This is a genomic window from Sphingomonas telluris, from assembly GCF_022568775.1.
In the GTDB taxonomy this organism is placed as follows: domain Bacteria; phylum Pseudomonadota; class Alphaproteobacteria; order Sphingomonadales; family Sphingomonadaceae; genus Sphingomicrobium; species Sphingomicrobium telluris.
The window spans coordinates 1,222,351-1,236,757 of the sequence record NZ_JAKZHW010000001.1 but is presented as its reverse complement, the minus strand read 5'-3'; the positions used below and the strand labels follow the sequence as shown (position 1 = coordinate 1,236,757).

The window sequence follows — 14,407 nt, the reverse complement described above, 5'->3', positions numbered from 1 at the left end:
GCGACTGGGCTAGTGGCAGCTTTGGGTCGAAAGCTGCCGAGGACTCTAAGCACTTACCCCCAAACCCTGACGCGCTTGTCGGGGGCGAGGTAGAGCTTTTGGCCCTGCTGCACATTGAACGCCGGGTACCAGGCGTCGAGATTGCGGACCGTCAGCGCGCGGAAGTTGCCGGGGGCATGGCCGTCCGTCGCGATCCGCTGGCGCAGGAGCTCATCGCGCTGCTTGGTCGCCCATGACTGCGCGTAGGCGATGAAGAAGCGCTGATCGCCGGTGAAGCCTTTGATGACAGGCGCTTCCTTGCCGCCGAGCGACGCCTTGTACGCGTCATAGGCAGCGGCGAGACCGGCGACGTCGGCGATATTCTCGCCCAGCGTCAGCTTGCCGTTGATGTGCAGGCCCGGAAGCGCCTCATAGGCGTCGTACTGCTTAGCGAGTGCGTCGCCCGCCTCCTGGAAGCGCTTGAAGTCCGCCGGGGTCCACCAGTTGCGCAGGCGCCCGGCGGAATCGAACAAGGCTCCATTATTGTCGAAGCTGTGGCTGATCTCGTGGCCGATCGTCGCGCCGATGCCGCCGTAATTGTAGGCGGCGTCGGCCTTCGGATCGAAGAAGGGCCTCACGAGGATCGCTGCGGGGAAATTCAGCGCGTTCTGCACCGGCAGGTTCACCGCGTTCACGAGCTGCGGCGGCATCCACCATTCCTTGCGGTCCATCGGTTTGCCGATCTTCGCGATCTGGTGGCGGTATTCGAACAGGCGCGCGTTCTTCAGGTTGGCGTAAGCGTCGTTGCCGATGTCCACCGACGAATAGTCGCGCCACTGGTCAGGATAGCCGACGCCGACGACGATCGTTTCGACCTTCTTGAGCGCTTCTTCCTTGGTCGAGGGCGCCATCCAGTCGATCGACTTCACGCGGGTCGCGAAGGCGGACTTGATGCCGTCGACCATCTTCTGGACCTCGGCCTTGGCGGAGGCGGGGAAGTATTTGTCGACATAGGCCTTGCCGACCGCGTCCTTCAGGTCAGCGCTAACGGCGTTCATCGCGAGCTGGTCGCGAGCGCGCTCCTTGGGCGTGCCCTGAAGGGCAGTACCGTTGAAGGCGAAGCTCGCATCGCGGAACGGCTTCGGAAGGACCGTCGCCTCCTGGTTCAGCGTGTGGAACGCCAGCCAGTCCTTCCACGCCTGGATGGGCTCCGACCCGACGAGCGCGGCGAGCTGCGGAATGGCGGTCGAGTGGAAGGCCTGGAACTTCTGCACGCTGCCGAGCTGCGCTGCGCTCAGGAGAGCGCTCCAGTCGAGGCCTGGAGCATTCTTTTCGAGCTCCGCTCGGGTCCAGACCTTAGCGCCCTGCGAGAAGTCCTCCGACTGTTCGCGGGTGGCATGCGCACGGGCGATCTTGGTCTCGAGGTCGATGATCCGCTGAGCCGAGCCTTGCGGATCAGGATAGTTGGCGAGAGTCAGGATCTGCTGGACGTAGGCGCGGTACTTGGTCCGCAGGTCGGCCATCTTGGCATCGCCCGAAAGGTAATATTCGCGCTCCGGAAGACCGATGCCGCCCTGCATCAAATAGGGCAGGGTCTCGCCCGGCGTGTTGAGGCCTTGCGTGACGAAGATGCCGAACAGGTTCTCGGTCTTGAAATTGGTCGCGTTGAGCGGGTCTGTGTCGGCGCGCAGCGCGCCACCGAGCGCGGCGCTCAGCTGCTTCTTGTCGGCGATCCGCGCGATGGCATCCAAGTCGGCTTTCGCGGGGTTCAGTCCCGCCTTGTCGATCGCATCCGTGTTCAGGAACGCATTGTAGTAATTGGCAATCTTCGCCTCGTTGCTTCCCGCCGCCGGGTTCGACTTCAGGATTCCGTCGAGCAGCTCGCGCGTCTGCTTCTCGCGCTGCAGGTCGGCGATGGTGAAACCGCCGATCCGCGACCTGTCCTCCGGGATGGGCGTGTTCTTGATCCAGTTCCCGTTCGCGTAGGCGTTGAAGTCGTCGCCCGGCTTCACCGACGTGTCCATCGATGCGGGGACGATGCCCAGCTCGCTGCCTTGCGCCTGCGCGCCCTGTTCGGAGCTCGTTCCGGCTTGCTGACAGGCGCTCAGCGAGAGAGCGAACGCAGACGCGACGATAAGCAACTTGGAGCGGTTCATTCGAGGCCTTTCGTGGGGTTTTGCCAAGCGCTGCCGCAGCAGCTAGTCGAGCGCAGGGCTATTTCGACCAACGGACGTATACAGGGCATGAGCGCACCCAGGTTGCAGACGGGCATCAGCACCGAAAGCGAAGAATTCCGCGCTCGCCGCGACCATAACGCCTCGCTTGTTCAGAAGCTGCGTGCGGATGTTGCGGAGGCGGCGCGCGGCGGCCCCGAGAAGCACCGCCAGCGCCACGTCGAGCGCGGCAAGTTGCTTCCGCGCGACCGGGTCGAACGCCTGCTCGATCCGGGGTCGCCGTTTCTCGAGATCGGCCAGCTCGCTGCGTTCGAGATGTATCATCACGAGGTTCCCGGCGCGGGCATCATCGCCGGCATCGGCCGCGTGTCGGGCAGGCAGGCGATGATCGTCTGCAACGACGCTACCGTGAAGGGCGGAACCTACTATCCGCTGACGGTGAAGAAGCACCTCCGCGCGCAGGAGATCGCGCTCGAGAACCGGTTGCCGTGCATCTATCTGGTCGACAGCGGCGGTGCGAACCTGCCGCACCAGGCGGAGGTCTTCCCGGACCGCGAACATTTCGGCCGCATCTTCTTCAACCAGGCGCAGATGAGCTCGAAGGGCATTGCCCAGATCGCGTGCGTGATGGGCAGCTGCACCGCCGGCGGCGCGTATGTCCCGGCGATGAGCGACGAGAGCGTCATCGTGCGGAACCAGGGCACGATCTTCCTCGGCGGCCCGCCCCTGGTGAAGGCGGCGACGGGCGAGGAGATCAGCGCCGAGGATCTGGGCGGCGGCGACCTCCATGCGCGCAAGTCGGGCGTGGTCGATCATCTCGCCGAGAATGACGAGCATGCGCTGACCATCGTCCGCGACATCGTTTCGACGCTGCAGCCGGAGACTGGCGCGGGCATCGAGCTGCGCGAGCCGCGGCCGCCTGCGTACGACCCGGAAGAGCTGTACGGCGTCATCCCCGAGGACGTCCGCGCTCCATACGACGTGCACGAGGTGATCGCACGCATCGTCGACGGCTCCGAGTTTCACGAGTTCAAGCCGCTCTACGGATCGACGCTCGTCTGCGGTTTCGCGCACATCTGGGGCACGCCGGTCGCGATCCTCGCGAACAACGGCATCCTGTTCAGCGAGAGCGCCGTGAAGGGCGCGCACTTCATCGAGCTCGCCTGCCAGCGCCGCACGCCGCTCCTTTTTCTGCAGAACATCAGCGGCTTCATGGTCGGTGGGAAGTACGAGGCGGAAGGCATTGCCAAGCATGGCGCGAAGCTGGTCACCGCCGTCGCCACCGCGAGCGTGCCGAAGATCACCGTCCTGATCGGCGGAAGCTTCGGCGCCGGCAATTACGGCATGAGCGGGCGAGCTTACTCGCCGCGCTTCCTGTTCACCTGGCCAAACTCTCGCATCAGCGTCATGGGTGGAGAGCAGGCGGCGAGCGTGCTCGCAACCGTGCACCGTGATGCGGATAAGTGGACTCCGGAGGAAGCAGAGGCTTTCAAGCAGCCGATCCGCGACGATTACGAAGCGCAGGGCAACCCCTGGCATGCGACGTCGCGCCTGTGGGACGATGGTATTATCGATCCGGCGCAAACGCGCGATGTGCTTGGGCTGGCATTCGCGGCCTGCCTGAACGCGCCGATCCCCGAGCGGCCGCAGTTCGGCGTGTTCAGGATGTGATGGCGATGATGATCTTCGCTTTTGCACTCGCGCTGCAACCGGCCGACCGTCTGCCGCTCGCCGATCCCGCTTCCAGCGAAGCTTCCGTGCTCGCGCCGATCAACGAAGCCTTCCGCGCACTGGAAGCGCAGGACTCCGCAGCGCTGCTACGGGTGGTCGATCCCGATGGCCGTGTCACCGCGGTTGGGAAGCTACCCGATGGCACGGCTGCGCGGCGCTCGCGGAGCTGGACGGAATATGCTTCCAAGATGAGGCCCGGCCATGGGTTTAAAGAGCGTATCATCAATCCAATGATCGAGGTGGATGGCGATGTCGCATTGGTCTGGGCGCCTTTCACCATTGAGGTCGGCGGCAAGATCGTGAGCTGCGGAACGGATCATTTCGACATGGTTCGCCAGGGCGGCGCTTGGAAAATCATGAACATCACCTTCTCCACCATGAGCACGGGGTGCCTCGGCCAATGATGCGAACCGACTGGACCCGCACCGAGATCGGGGAGCTTTTCGACCTTCCGTTCACGGAACTCGTGTTCCGCGCGGCGGACGTGCATCGGCATTACCACGCGCCTGGCGAGGTGCAGCTGTGCACCCTGCTGTCGATCAAGACCGGCGGCTGCCCGGAGGATTGCGGCTATTGCTCGCAGTCGGCGCATGCCGACACGGGGCTCAAGGCCGAGAGGCTGATGGACGCCGAGGCCGTCATCTCTGCCGCTCGCGAAGCGAAGGCGCATGGGTCGCAGCGCTTCTGCATGGGCGCGGCGTGGCGAGAGCCGAAGGAGCGCGACATGCCCGCGCTGCTGCAGATGGTCGGCGAAGTGAAGGCGATGGGTCTCGAGACCTGCATGACGCTCGGCATGCTGACGGGCGATCAGGCGCGGGCGTTGAAGGATGCCGGCCTCGACTATTACAACCACAACATCGACACCTCGCCCGAGCATTACGGCGACATAATCTCCACGCGGACGTTCCAGGAGCGGCTGGATACGCTGGAGGAAGTGCGCAAGGCCGGGATGGCGGTGTGCTGCGGCGGGATCGTCGGCATGGGCGAGACCCGAGAGGACCGCGTCGGCTTCATCCACGCCCTCGCGACGCTCCCGCGCCATCCGGAGAGTGTGCCGGTCAATGCGCTTGTGCCGGTGAAGGGCACAGTGCTCGGCGACATGTGGGGAGACGAGAAGCCGATCGACGACATCGAGTTCGTCCGCACCGTCGCAGTTGCGCGCATCACCATGCCACGGTCGATGGTTCGCCTCTCGGCCGGCCGTGAAAGCATGTCGGAGAGCACGCAGGCGCTGTACTTCCTTGCCGGGGCGAACAGCATCTTCACCGGTGACCGGCTGCTGACTACGCCGAATGCGGGTGACGACAGCGACGCGGCTTTGTTCGCGAAGCTGGGGCTCAAGCCGCTGGCTGCGGAAGAGCCGATGCGGGTGGCTGCGGAGTAGACGGTGATGCTGTCCTACACCCGCTCGCCTGCGCTAAGCGACGCGACGATGATTATGACGAATGATTATTCTGCAAGCGTCGCTCGCGTACGCGCACACGCGGGCACGCCCGGATACGCGCGTTTGGGAGTGAACTTAGCGAACTTCCGCGCATGCTGACCTCGCTGCTCATTGCCAATCGCGGCGAGATCGCCTGCCGGATCATCCGCACCGCGCGGCGGATGGGGATCCGGACGGTCGCGGTCTATTCGGATGCCGACGCGAAGGCGCTGCACGTGCGCATGGCCGACGAGGCGGTGCACATCGGGCCGAGCCCGGCGCGCGAAAGTTATCTGGTCGGCGAGAAGATCATCGAGGCGGCGACCGCCACCGGCGCTGAGGCGATTCACCCGGGCTACGGCTTCCTTTCGGAGAACGCCAACTTCGCCCAGGCCGTGATCGACGCCGGCCTGGTCTGGGTCGGGCCCAAGCCGGACAGCATCCGTGCCATGGGCCTGAAGGACGCAGCCAAGAAGCTGATGGCCGACGCCGGCGTGCCGGTGACGCCGGGGTATCTCGGAGAGAACCAGGACCCGCAGCATCTCAAGCAGGAAGCTGACGCAGTCGGCTATCCCGTGCTGATCAAGGCGGTCGCTGGTGGCGGCGGAAAGGGCATGCGTCGCGTCGATGAAGGCGCGCAGTTCGACGATGCGCTCGAAAGCTGCAAGCGCGAGGCGGCGAGCAGCTTCGGCGACGACCGCGTGCTGATCGAGAAGTACATCCTCTCGCCGCGCCACATCGAAGTGCAGGTGTTCGGCGACAGCCACGGCAACGTCGTCCATTTGTTCGAGCGCGACTGCTCGCTCCAGCGCCGCCACCAGAAGGTGATCGAGGAAGCGCCTGCTCCGGGCATGGACGAGGCGACGCGTGAGGCCGTCTGCGGCGCCGCCGTGCAGGCGGCCAAGGCCGTGAACTATGAGGGCGCGGGGACGATCGAGTTCATCGCCGACGCGAGCGAGGGCCTCAGGGGCGACCGCATCTGGTTCATGGAAATGAACACGCGGCTGCAGGTCGAGCATCCGGTGACCGAGGAGATTACCGGGCAGGACCTGGTCGAGTGGCAGCTGCGCGTCGCATCGGGCGAGAAGCTTCCGAAGACCCAGGACGAGCTGTCGATCAACGGCTGGGCGATCGAAGCGCGACTCTACGCCGAGGATCCCGCCAAGGGCTTCCTGCCGAGCGTCGGCAGGCTCAACCATTTCGATCTCGGCGACGAGGGTCGCATCGAGACCGGCGTCGAGGAAGGTGATGCCATCTCGCCGTTCTACGACCCGATGATCGCCAAGCTGGTTGCACGCGGGGACGATCGTGCCGAAGCGATCGGCGAACTTGCGGCCATCCTGGATGAAGTCGAAGTCTGGCCGGTCCGCACGAACGCGGGCTTCCTGTTCAACGCGCTTCTGCAGCCGGAATTCGGTGCGGGCGAGATCGATACGGGCTTCATCGAGCGGCACCTCGACGAACTGGTGCCCGACGCCGAACCCGACGATGCGATCTGGCGTGGCGCGGTAGCCGTCGCGCTCGCGATTGACGAGGAAGAGGAGCCGCTCGGCGGCTTGGCCGGCTTCCGGTTGAACGCCCCTGCGCAAACCGGCGTGGCGCTCGGCCGTCACGGCGAGTTCCGTGTCGCGTCAACGGACGAAGGCGAGTTCGCGGCGGTGTCGGGCTTTCGCGATGACGAGCGGGTTGTCGTCTTCTACGAAGGCAGTGCCTACGAGTTCGAGCTTGCCGCCCGCGGCAGCGTCGGCGGGCATGGCGTTGCCGACGGCGTGATTGCCGCGCCAATGCCCGGCAAGGTTACCGCGGTCGAAGTTTCGCAGGGCGACATGGTTAACAAGGGGCAACGTTTGCTCACGCTGGAAGCCATGAAGATGGAGCATGGACTGACCGCGCCGTTCGACGGCACGGTCGCGGAATTGAGCGCCACCGCCGGCGCGCAGGTGGGTGAGGGCACGGTCCTTGCCCGGCTTGAACCCAAGGAGACGAAATGAAGATTCAGGGCATTGCCGCGGTCGTGACCGGCGGCGCTTCCGGCCTCGGTGAGGCCACCGCTCGCGAGCTTGCCAAGCGCGGCGCGAAGGTCGCCGTGTTCGACCGCGACGTCGAAAAGGGCGAGAAGGTCGCGGCCGAGATCGGCGGCGTCTTCTGCGAGGTTGACGTGACCAGCGACGAGAAGGTCGCCGCCGCCTTCGCAAAGGCACGTGAGGCGCATGGGCAAGAGCGGGTGCTCGTCAACTGCGCCGGCGTCGCCAATGCCGCCAAGACGGTCGGCCGCGACAAGGAAACCAAGGAGCCGAAGTTCTACCCGATGGTCCAGTTCGAGCTGGCCATCCAGATCAACCTGATCGGCAGCTTCCGCTGCATCGCCAACTCGGCGTTCGGGATGGTCGGCGTCGATCCGCTGGAAGACGGCGAGCGTGGCTGCATCATCAACACCGCATCGGTCGCGGCTGAGGACGGGCAGATTGGGCAGGCGGCCTATTCGGCGTCGAAGGGCGGCGTGCTGGCCATGGCGCTGCCGATTGCGCGCGACCTGATGAACGACGGTATCCGCGTGAACACCATCCTTCCCGGCGTGTTCAAGACGCCGATGGTCGCGATGATGCCGCCGAACGTGCAGGAGGCACTCGGCGCGCAGGTGCCGTTCCCGAAGCGCCTCGGCAAGGCCGAGGAATATGCGGACCTGGCGGCCTTTATCGTCGAGACCCCATATCTGAACGCGGAATCCATCCGGCTCGACGGCGGCATCCGCATGGCGCCCCGTTGACCGATTACGCCAGGCTTCTCGACCAGATTGCGGAAACGGCACGCGAGGCGGGCGAGGCGATCCTCGAGGTCGTCCGCCGCGGCTTCGAAGTCGAGCATAAGCAGGACAGCTCGCCCGTCACGGAGGCCGATCGCGCAGCGGAGCGGGTGATCCTTGCGGCGCTGGCGCGTTACGCCCCCGGCATCCCGGTGATTGCGGAAGAAGAGGTCGCGGCCGGCCGCATACCCGCGCACGGCGACACCTACTTCCTCGTCGATCCGCTCGACGGGACGAAGGAGTTCGTTCGCGGCGGCGACGATTACACCGTGAACATCGGCCTGATCGTCGAGGGGGCGCCGCTCTTGGGCGCGGTCTATGCGCCGGCGACGGAGCGTCTCCACGGCGGGCTTGTAGGCGAGGGCGCCTGGCTCGAAGATGTCAGTGGCCGCCAGCCCATCCAGACGCGCGAACCCGGCGAGCAGCTCGTCGCAGTCGCGTCCAAGTCGCACTTCAACCAGCCGACCGCGGATTATCTTTGCGAAGCGGCGAAGGATTGCGGCTACGTGGCGATCGGCTCGTCATTGAAGTTCTGCATCGTCGCCGAAGGGCGTGCGGACATCTATCCACGCCTCTCTCCGACGAGCGAATGGGACACTGCGGCAGGCCACGCGGTGCTTCTGGCCGCCGGCGGACGCGTCGACGGCCCGGACGGCGGCCCGCTCGCTTACGGCAAGCGCGCCTTCCTCAACCGCGGCTTCGTCGCAACGGCTGGCTGGCAGGCACCCGCGATCGGTTCATTCCTCGAGCCCTTCTCGGGTGGGGGTGATCTTCCGCAGGGGGTCTGAGCCCGGCGGAAAGGCCGTGCTCGGCGTCCGGGCAAGATTTCGGAAGTCCTGGTTGCGAATGGCATCAAGCTCGGCGCGGAGCATCTCCAGCTGAACGTAGAGCTCTAGCGCCTGCGCGTTGCGGCCTTCGACGACGCCGATGCGCCAGGCGAGCCACTGCGCCTCATCGATCGCTCGGCCCAGTTCCGATAGCCATTCTGCGCGCGCCTCCCACGGCACGGCCTTGTTCGACGCGTTCACTTCGCGAATTCCCCCGCAACGCCCTGATTATGCACCAGCTATTGCGCGCGCGTTGCGGATTGATCCGTTTCGGACTCAGTTTTGGGCTGACTTTGGTCCGGAATGCCGACTAACAACGTTGTTGCTCGGTACCGTTTTGAAACTAGGTGTTCGATGGACGCGTACACGACCGAGTTCGAAGGCAATTCCTATTTCAGCGCCGCACCGGTTCTGATCGTCAGCGACAGCGACGCAGCAAGCCGGCGGGCGGCGCGGACGGTAGAGGCGTCCGGCCTGCGGATCGGCGCTACCGTTCAGATTGAGCAGGCGGTGAGCGTCTGGCGCTACAGGCATCGGCTTCCGCCATTTGGGTCGAGCTGGAGGGGGACGGTGGTGCGCCGATGGATCGCCTGCTCGAGCGGGTCGACACGGACGCGGCGGACGGCCGTTATCCGGCTGTCGTCGCGGCGCCTCGCGCTCTCGTCGATCCCTTGTTCTCGAAGATCTCGAGCCGCGCCGTCGAGCTGGTCATCGACGGGAGCGAGGCCGACCGCATTGCCGCGCTTTCGCTCGCCACGTCAGGCGCGTTCCAGGCGGACAAGCTGTCGGACGTCGCTTCGGACCAAAGCGCCGAACGCCTTCGCCAGCTGAGCGATGAGGTCAGCCGAATCGCGTCGACCCTGGCGCGTCTTTCGACAGGACCGGACACGACACCACGTCCGATGCCAGCTGCACCGGTTGGCGACGTGCCCCAAGTCTCGGCAGACATGGTTAGGCAGGTGATCCGGGCAAGGCGCCTCCGCAGCCGCTTCTTCGAAGAGGATCTGTTCGCGGATCCCGCCTGGGACATGCTGCTCGACCTGCTGCAGGCCGAAATTGCCCAGCTGCGCGTGCCGGTTTCGAGCCTGTGCATCGCCGCGGCGGTGCCTGCCACCACCGCTCTGCGCTGGCTGACGACGATGACCGACAAGGAGATATTCACTCGCCGTGCCGACCCGCATGACGGCAGGCGCGTCTTCGTGGAGCTGTCTCGCGACGCCAGCGTCGCCATGCGGCGTTACTTCGCCGAGGTCGGGCAGGCGATCGTGGTCTGACTGACGAGGGGGCCGGCGCGGAGTGAATCGCGCCCTCGGTCCTTTCGCGCAGGTGCGCGCAGACCGTCCGGCCTTCGATCTCTCTGCGCAGTAGCTCTCGATTGCTTTGCAATCGGTCGCTTCTGCTTGGGATCTCAAGACTGGTGGGCGGTGACGGGCTCGAACCGCCGACCCTCTCGGTGTAAACGAGATGCTCTACCAGCTGAGCTAACCGCCCGATGCGAAGCCGAGTGCCATGCCGCGAGCGGTGCGGCAAGGGCAGGGAGCCTTAGCGGCTGCCGATGCTCCGGATCGCGTCGCCGACGAGCGCTTCATCGGCCGTTGCATCGACACGCTCGCGGATGATGCGGACCGCTGCCTCGCGAGCGGCGTTCGCGGCTGCAGCGCGAAGCTGGTCCACGGCCGCGCGCTCTTCGGCGGCGATCTTGTCCTCGGCCATTCGCTGGCGGCGCTCGACCAGGGCTTCGGCATTCTGTTTCGCCTGGGCGACGATCGAGTCCGCCTCGTGACGGGCCTGGTCGACGATGGCGGCAGCTTCCGTGTCGGCGGCCTTCGCCTTGGCTTCGTACTCGGCCTTCAGCGCCTCGGCGTCCTTGCGGAGCGATTCCGCCTCGGCGAGCTGCTTGCGGATGACGTCGATCTTGTCGTCGAGCGCCTTGCCGATCGCGGCAGGCACCTTCTTCCAGACGAGAGCGACGATGATGACGACCATCGCCAGCGAGATGAAGAAGGGCGCGCTAATGAGGCCGCCTTCCGCTTCATGCTCGGGAGCGGGGCCGCTGCCCTGCTCGACGGTCGCGACGGTGGTGGGGTGGGCATTAGCCATGGAGCACAGCCTTCACAGCCGGTTCGGCATCTTTAGCGGAAACCTTCTGGCCCGTCAGCTTGGTGACGAGTTCGCTCGCCGCTTCGGCCGCCACCGGTTCGAGCTCAAGCCGCGCCTGGTCGGCCGCTGCGCGGATGCGCGCCTGCGCCTCCGCGATACGCGTGCCGACCTTCTCGTCGACGGCCTTGAGCTTCTTCTCGGTGTCGAGCGCGGCCTTCGTCTTGGCCTCCTGAGCGACCTTCAGGGCCTCGCTGCGGCCAGCCTCGATCCGCTCGCGGTAAACGCCTTCCGACGTCTCCGCCTGCTCGCGAGCCTTCTGAGCGGCTGCGAGGTCGTCGGCGATCTTCCGGTCGCGGTCTTCGACCACGCTTTGAATCTTCGGGACCATGCCCTTCGCAATGACGAAGTAGATGATTCCGAACACCACCACGAGCCAGAACAGCTGCGAGGCGAAGATCAGAGGAAGCTGAACGATCTGAGGCATTTGCCGTCCCGGTCTAACCGGGCCCGAAGGCCCGGCCGCGAGTTGAACTTAACGCGCGTAGAGGATGATCATGGCGACCGCGAACGCGATCAGGCCCAGAAGCTCAGCGGCGGCGAAGCCGATGAACAGGCGGCCCTGCTGGCCGTCGGCAGCTGCCGGGTTGCGAAGCGCGCTCTCGAGGAACGAGCCGAAGACGTTGCCCACGCCGATGGCGGCGGCGCCGACTCCGATCGCGGCCAGACCAGCACCGATGACCTGTGCGGAAGCGAAATCCATGTGAAACTCCTTTGCCCTGAACTTTAGTGAAGGTTGATTGCGTCGTTGAGATACAGGGTCGTCAACAGCGCGAAAACGTAAGCCTGGATGGCGCAGACGAGCAGCTCGAGCAGCGTCACGAAGATGATGAACACGAAGCTGAGAGCGCTCACGCCCCAGCCGAGCGGGCCGCCGCTGAGGCCGCTGACGATGAAGCTGCCGAACACTTCCATGAGGATGTGACCAGCGATCATCGCGACGAACAGTCGGAGGCCGAGGCTGAAGGGGCGGACCATGAAGGACAGCAGCTCAACCAGGAAGATGAGCGGTACCATGACGGCCGGCGTGCCGTGCGGCACGAACAGCGAGAAGAAGTGCAGCTTGTGGCGCCAGAAGCCGACGATCAGCACGATCGCGAAGCTGACCACCGCGAGAACGCCGGTGATGCTGAAGTGGCTGGTCGTCGTGAACTGGTGCAGCCCGGGAATGATCGCCAGCGGGAACAGTCCCAGGAAGTTCGCCGTCAGGATGAACACGAACAGCGAGAAGATGTAAGGCATGAACTTCTTGCCCTCGGGCCCGATGTTCACCTTCACCATATTGTCGACGAAGCCGGTCACGCCCTCCGCGGCCATCTGCCAGCGGCCGGGCACCAGCTCACGCTTCGAACCCAGCGCGAAGAAAATCATGATCAGCGCGAGCGCAATGAAGAGCCACAGCGAACTGTTCGTGAAGCTGATGTCGTAACCGCCGATGTGCAGTGGAACGAGGGGTTCCACCGTGAACTGGTGCATCGGGTCGATCTTGCCTGCTTCGGCCACGTCGCTCTTACCTTCTTACGATCCAGCTCCGGGATTTCCGCCCGGCGGCGTCTTCGAAATTCGCATGACGTTCCTGATGCCGACGCCGAACCCGAAGAACAGCAGCAGCAACATGAACACGGGCCGGGTGCCGAACACAGCGTCCAGCCCAAGCCCGATCAAGAACCCTCCCGCGGGCGCGCCGACGAGGTGCCCTAGCACCTGCTGGCCGATCCTATAATTAGGGTCAGGCCGTACGACGTGCGTCCGCTTCGCTTCCTCCTCCTGCAGCCGGTCGAGCCGCTTTTCGAGCGAATCGAGACGTGCGTCTGGTGGAAGCTTTGGGTCCTGCCCGGTCTCGTCCGTCGCCACGATCTTTCCCCTATGCGTCGCCCCGCCAGAATTGGGGTGTGCGAAGGGCGAGAAACATGGCGGCGACCGAGGCCGCCTAGGCGCCGCCCCTTTATGAACGGGAGTTTAGATAGTCAACCGCGCAGCCGCGCGTTACGGCTGCTTCATGATCCGTGCTTCTGGATTGGCAGCGGTCCTCGTCCTGCTGTGCGCTTCGGCGGCGGATGCCAAGGCCGTCAAGGTCGAGCGAAACAGCAAGGCGCTCCAGTTCACCTTCGAATGGTCGTCCGAGGCGGCGACAATCCCTGCGCTGAGCAAGGATTTCCGCGCCAAGATGGAGAAGGCGTTCAAGCGCGCCGCTGCCAATGCCGCGGAAGATGCGAAGTCCGCCAAGGACATGAAACGTGAATTCCACGCGCATTTTTACAATGAGGCGTGGACGACTGCGGGGCAGAGCACCCGCCTTCTCTCCCTGCAGGGCCAGATCGGCACGTTCACGGGAGGAGCACATCCGAACAGCACGGACGTCGCGCTGCTCTGGGATCGCGCCCTCAACCGTAAGGTCGATATGGCGAGGCTATTTACCTCTCCAGCAGGCTTCGAGACGGTGACGCGGCAGGCCTATTGCCGTGCGCTGGACGCCGAGAGGAAGAAGCGCCGGCAGGGCGAGGATCTCGGCGCGATGTTCGGTGAGTGCCCCAAGTACTCCGACCTGGCGATCGCGCCCAAGGACAAGAACGGCGACGGACGTTTCGACACGATCGACTTCATCGCGTCGCCTTACGTCGCCGGCCCCTATGTCGAGGGCGATTATGAGATCGACCTGCCGGTCACGCGCAAGCTGATGATGGCGCTGAAGCCGGCCTATCGTGCGTCCTTCAAGGCTCAGCCGCAATAATCCGGGCGTGGCGCAGGCTGGCCTGCCTGTCGCCGATGCCAGGTCCCGTCTTGCAGCATGTAGACTTCCCCAACCGAGATTCGCGCCAGCAGCTCGCAACCGGTCGCCAGCGCGGCCACCTGCGTCGTCACGCCGCGGCGGCTTGCGAGATCCGAATAGAGCGCGCGGCGCCGAATGTTGATCGCCTGGACCTGCCGCTGGACGTTCGCCGGCGGCGTCACTGCGTATCCGAGATAGCCGTCGAACCGCTCGCCGACCTGACCTGCGCGCCGCGCGGCCTGCAGATCGTCGCTCTGGGCCGGCGCGGCAGACGGCGCTGCGAGCGCCAACGCAAACAAGGCGAGCCGTAGGTTCACGGGCGCTTCCCGGGCTGCTGCGCCTGCGGGAAGGCATCCGGGTTCTGGTTGATGAGCTGCTGAGCGTCCTGCTGCAGCTTCACGAGGACTTCCTGCCGGATGTCGACGTTGAGGTTGATCTCGATCGGCTTGTCGGGCGGCTTCACGCTGATGCAGCCGGACAAGGGCACGCCGAGGATCGCGGCAATCAGCGACGCGCGGACATTTCTCTGGGTTCTCGTCATCG

At 65.1% G+C, this 14,407-nt stretch carries 17 protein-coding genes and 1 tRNA gene; 8 read left to right on the top strand and 10 right to left on the bottom strand.

All coding sequences use genetic code 11. From position 1 onward, the window contains the following. Positions 1–53 precede the first annotated feature (53 nt). Positions 54–2,135 carry a M13 family metallopeptidase gene (locus tag LZ016_RS06260; RefSeq protein WP_241446539.1) on the bottom strand — a complete coding sequence of 694 codons (2,082 nt, stop codon included), beginning with the start codon at positions 2,133–2,135 and terminating at the stop codon, positions 54–56. Between the two features lie 87 nt (positions 2,136–2,222). Here LZ016_RS06260 and LZ016_RS06255 point away from each other — a divergent pair, with 87 nt between their 5' ends. The 6 genes from LZ016_RS06255 (at position 2,223) to cysQ (ending at position 8,898) form a co-directional block, all read left to right on the top strand. Next, positions 2,223–3,824: a carboxyl transferase domain-containing protein gene (locus LZ016_RS06255; protein WP_241446537.1), complete on the top strand. Its 1,602-nt coding sequence runs from the start codon at positions 2,223–2,225 to the stop codon at positions 3,822–3,824. A 5-nt stretch (positions 3,825–3,829) separates the two neighbouring features. Continuing rightward, positions 3,830–4,288 (top strand): nuclear transport factor 2 family protein, encoded by a 459-nt coding sequence (locus tag LZ016_RS06250; protein ID WP_241446535.1) that lies wholly within the window; start codon positions 3,830–3,832, stop codon positions 4,286–4,288. Continuing rightward, on the top strand, positions 4,288–5,268 hold the full coding sequence (gene bioB / locus LZ016_RS06245) for a biotin synthase BioB (RefSeq protein WP_241447467.1): 981 nt from the start codon (positions 4,288–4,290) through the stop codon (positions 5,266–5,268). The genes LZ016_RS06250 and bioB overlap by 1 nt, the downstream gene beginning before the upstream one ends. A gap of 152 nt (positions 5,269–5,420) precedes the next feature. Next, positions 5,421–7,298, top strand: coding sequence for an acetyl/propionyl/methylcrotonyl-CoA carboxylase subunit alpha (locus LZ016_RS06240; RefSeq protein ID WP_241446533.1), 1,878 nt, complete (start codon positions 5,421–5,423; stop codon positions 7,296–7,298). Continuing rightward, entirely contained in the window at positions 7,295–8,074 is a 780-nt protein-coding gene (locus LZ016_RS06235) for an SDR family NAD(P)-dependent oxidoreductase (RefSeq protein ID WP_241446532.1), read from the top strand. The genes LZ016_RS06240 and LZ016_RS06235 overlap by 4 nt, the downstream gene beginning before the upstream one ends. Continuing rightward, complete coding sequence (cysQ, locus tag LZ016_RS06230) at positions 8,071–8,898, top strand: 3'(2'),5'-bisphosphate nucleotidase CysQ (protein ID WP_241446531.1); 828 nt, start codon at positions 8,071–8,073, stop codon at positions 8,896–8,898. The genes LZ016_RS06235 and cysQ overlap by 4 nt, the downstream gene beginning before the upstream one ends. On the opposite strand, the gene LZ016_RS06225 is transcribed toward cysQ, so the two are convergent. After that, positions 8,848–9,138 (bottom strand): hypothetical protein, encoded by a 291-nt coding sequence (locus LZ016_RS06225; RefSeq protein WP_241446530.1) that lies wholly within the window; start codon positions 9,136–9,138, stop codon positions 8,848–8,850. The genes cysQ and LZ016_RS06225 overlap by 51 nt on opposite strands. 380 nt (positions 9,139–9,518) lie before the next feature. Between LZ016_RS06225 and LZ016_RS06220 the strand changes: the two genes are divergently transcribed. Continuing rightward, positions 9,519–10,211: a hypothetical protein gene (locus tag LZ016_RS06220; protein ID WP_241446529.1), complete on the top strand. Its 693-nt coding sequence runs from the start codon at positions 9,519–9,521 to the stop codon at positions 10,209–10,211. A gap of 141 nt (positions 10,212–10,352) precedes the next feature. Here LZ016_RS06220 and LZ016_RS06215 read toward each other — a convergent pair. From LZ016_RS06215 to LZ016_RS06190, 6 genes are all read right to left on the bottom strand, one after another. Continuing rightward, positions 10,353–10,428: transfer RNA gene (locus LZ016_RS06215), tRNA-Val, on the bottom strand. A 51-nt stretch (positions 10,429–10,479) separates the two neighbouring features. Continuing rightward, positions 10,480–11,037, bottom strand: a complete 558-nt coding sequence (locus tag LZ016_RS06210) for a F0F1 ATP synthase subunit B family protein (protein ID WP_241446528.1) — start codon at positions 11,035–11,037, stop codon at positions 10,480–10,482. After that, positions 11,030–11,521, bottom strand: coding sequence for a F0F1 ATP synthase subunit B family protein (locus tag LZ016_RS06205; protein WP_241446527.1), 492 nt, complete (start codon positions 11,519–11,521; stop codon positions 11,030–11,032). Before LZ016_RS06205 ends, LZ016_RS06210 begins: the two co-directional genes overlap by 8 nt. 48 nt (positions 11,522–11,569) lie before the next feature. Then, positions 11,570–11,797 (bottom strand): F0F1 ATP synthase subunit C, encoded by a 228-nt coding sequence (locus tag LZ016_RS06200; protein WP_187480483.1) that lies wholly within the window; start codon positions 11,795–11,797, stop codon positions 11,570–11,572. 23 nt (positions 11,798–11,820) lie between these two features. Continuing rightward, a complete protein-coding gene (locus LZ016_RS06195; protein ID WP_241447466.1) occupies positions 11,821–12,570 on the bottom strand; it encodes a F0F1 ATP synthase subunit A in 750 nt (249 codons plus the stop codon). Between the two features lie 42 nt (positions 12,571–12,612). Next, positions 12,613–12,948 carry an AtpZ/AtpI family protein gene (locus LZ016_RS06190; protein ID WP_241446525.1) on the bottom strand — a complete coding sequence of 112 codons (336 nt, stop codon included), beginning with the start codon at positions 12,946–12,948 and terminating at the stop codon, positions 12,613–12,615. Between the two features lie 145 nt (positions 12,949–13,093). Here LZ016_RS06190 and LZ016_RS06185 point away from each other — a divergent pair, with 145 nt between their 5' ends. Then, positions 13,094–13,825 (top strand): PdaC/SigV domain-containing protein, encoded by a 732-nt coding sequence (locus LZ016_RS06185; RefSeq protein WP_241446523.1) that lies wholly within the window; start codon positions 13,094–13,096, stop codon positions 13,823–13,825. Here the strand turns inward: LZ016_RS06185 and LZ016_RS06180 are convergent. Both LZ016_RS06180 and LZ016_RS06175 read right to left on the bottom strand, forming a co-directional pair. Further along, positions 13,813–14,181, bottom strand: coding sequence for a YdbL family probable chaperone protein (locus tag LZ016_RS06180; protein WP_241446520.1), 369 nt, complete (start codon positions 14,179–14,181; stop codon positions 13,813–13,815). The two genes, LZ016_RS06185 and LZ016_RS06180, sit on opposite strands and share 13 nt — an antisense overlap. Further along, entirely contained in the window at positions 14,178–14,405 is a 228-nt protein-coding gene (locus LZ016_RS06175; RefSeq protein WP_241446518.1) for a YnbE family lipoprotein, read from the bottom strand. The genes LZ016_RS06180 and LZ016_RS06175 overlap by 4 nt, the downstream gene beginning before the upstream one ends. Positions 14,406–14,407 lie beyond the last annotated feature (2 nt).

Coding starts and splice junctions, on each gene's coding strand:
- LZ016_RS06240 (WP_241446533.1), top strand. CDS start 5,421: ATGCTGACCTCGCTGCTCATTGCCAATCGCGGCGAGATCGCCTGCCGG.
- LZ016_RS06260 (WP_241446539.1), bottom strand. CDS start 2,135: ATGAACCGCTCCAAGTTGCTTATCGTCGCGTCTGCGTTCGCTCTCTCG.
- LZ016_RS06250 (WP_241446535.1), top strand. CDS start 3,830: ATGATGATCTTCGCTTTTGCACTCGCGCTGCAACCGGCCGACCGTCTG.
- LZ016_RS06235 (WP_241446532.1), top strand. CDS start 7,295: ATGAAGATTCAGGGCATTGCCGCGGTCGTGACCGGCGGCGCTTCCGGC.
- LZ016_RS06205 (WP_241446527.1), bottom strand. CDS start 11,521: ATGCCTCAGATCGTTCAGCTTCCTCTGATCTTCGCCTCGCAGCTGTTC.
- LZ016_RS06210 (WP_241446528.1), bottom strand. CDS start 11,037: ATGGCTAATGCCCACCCCACCACCGTCGCGACCGTCGAGCAGGGCAGC.
- bioB (WP_241447467.1), top strand. CDS start 4,288: ATGCGAACCGACTGGACCCGCACCGAGATCGGGGAGCTTTTCGACCTT.
- LZ016_RS06220 (WP_241446529.1), top strand. CDS start 9,519: ATGGATCGCCTGCTCGAGCGGGTCGACACGGACGCGGCGGACGGCCGT.
- LZ016_RS06200 (WP_187480483.1), bottom strand. CDS start 11,797: ATGGATTTCGCTTCCGCACAGGTCATCGGTGCTGGTCTGGCCGCGATC.
- LZ016_RS06195 (WP_241447466.1), bottom strand. CDS start 12,570: ATGCACCAGTTCACGGTGGAACCCCTCGTTCCACTGCACATCGGCGGT.
- LZ016_RS06255 (WP_241446537.1), top strand. CDS start 2,223: ATGAGCGCACCCAGGTTGCAGACGGGCATCAGCACCGAAAGCGAAGAA.
- LZ016_RS06185 (WP_241446523.1), top strand. CDS start 13,094: ATGATCCGTGCTTCTGGATTGGCAGCGGTCCTCGTCCTGCTGTGCGCT.
- LZ016_RS06175 (WP_241446518.1), bottom strand. CDS start 14,405: ATGACGAGAACCCAGAGAAATGTCCGCGCGTCGCTGATTGCCGCGATC.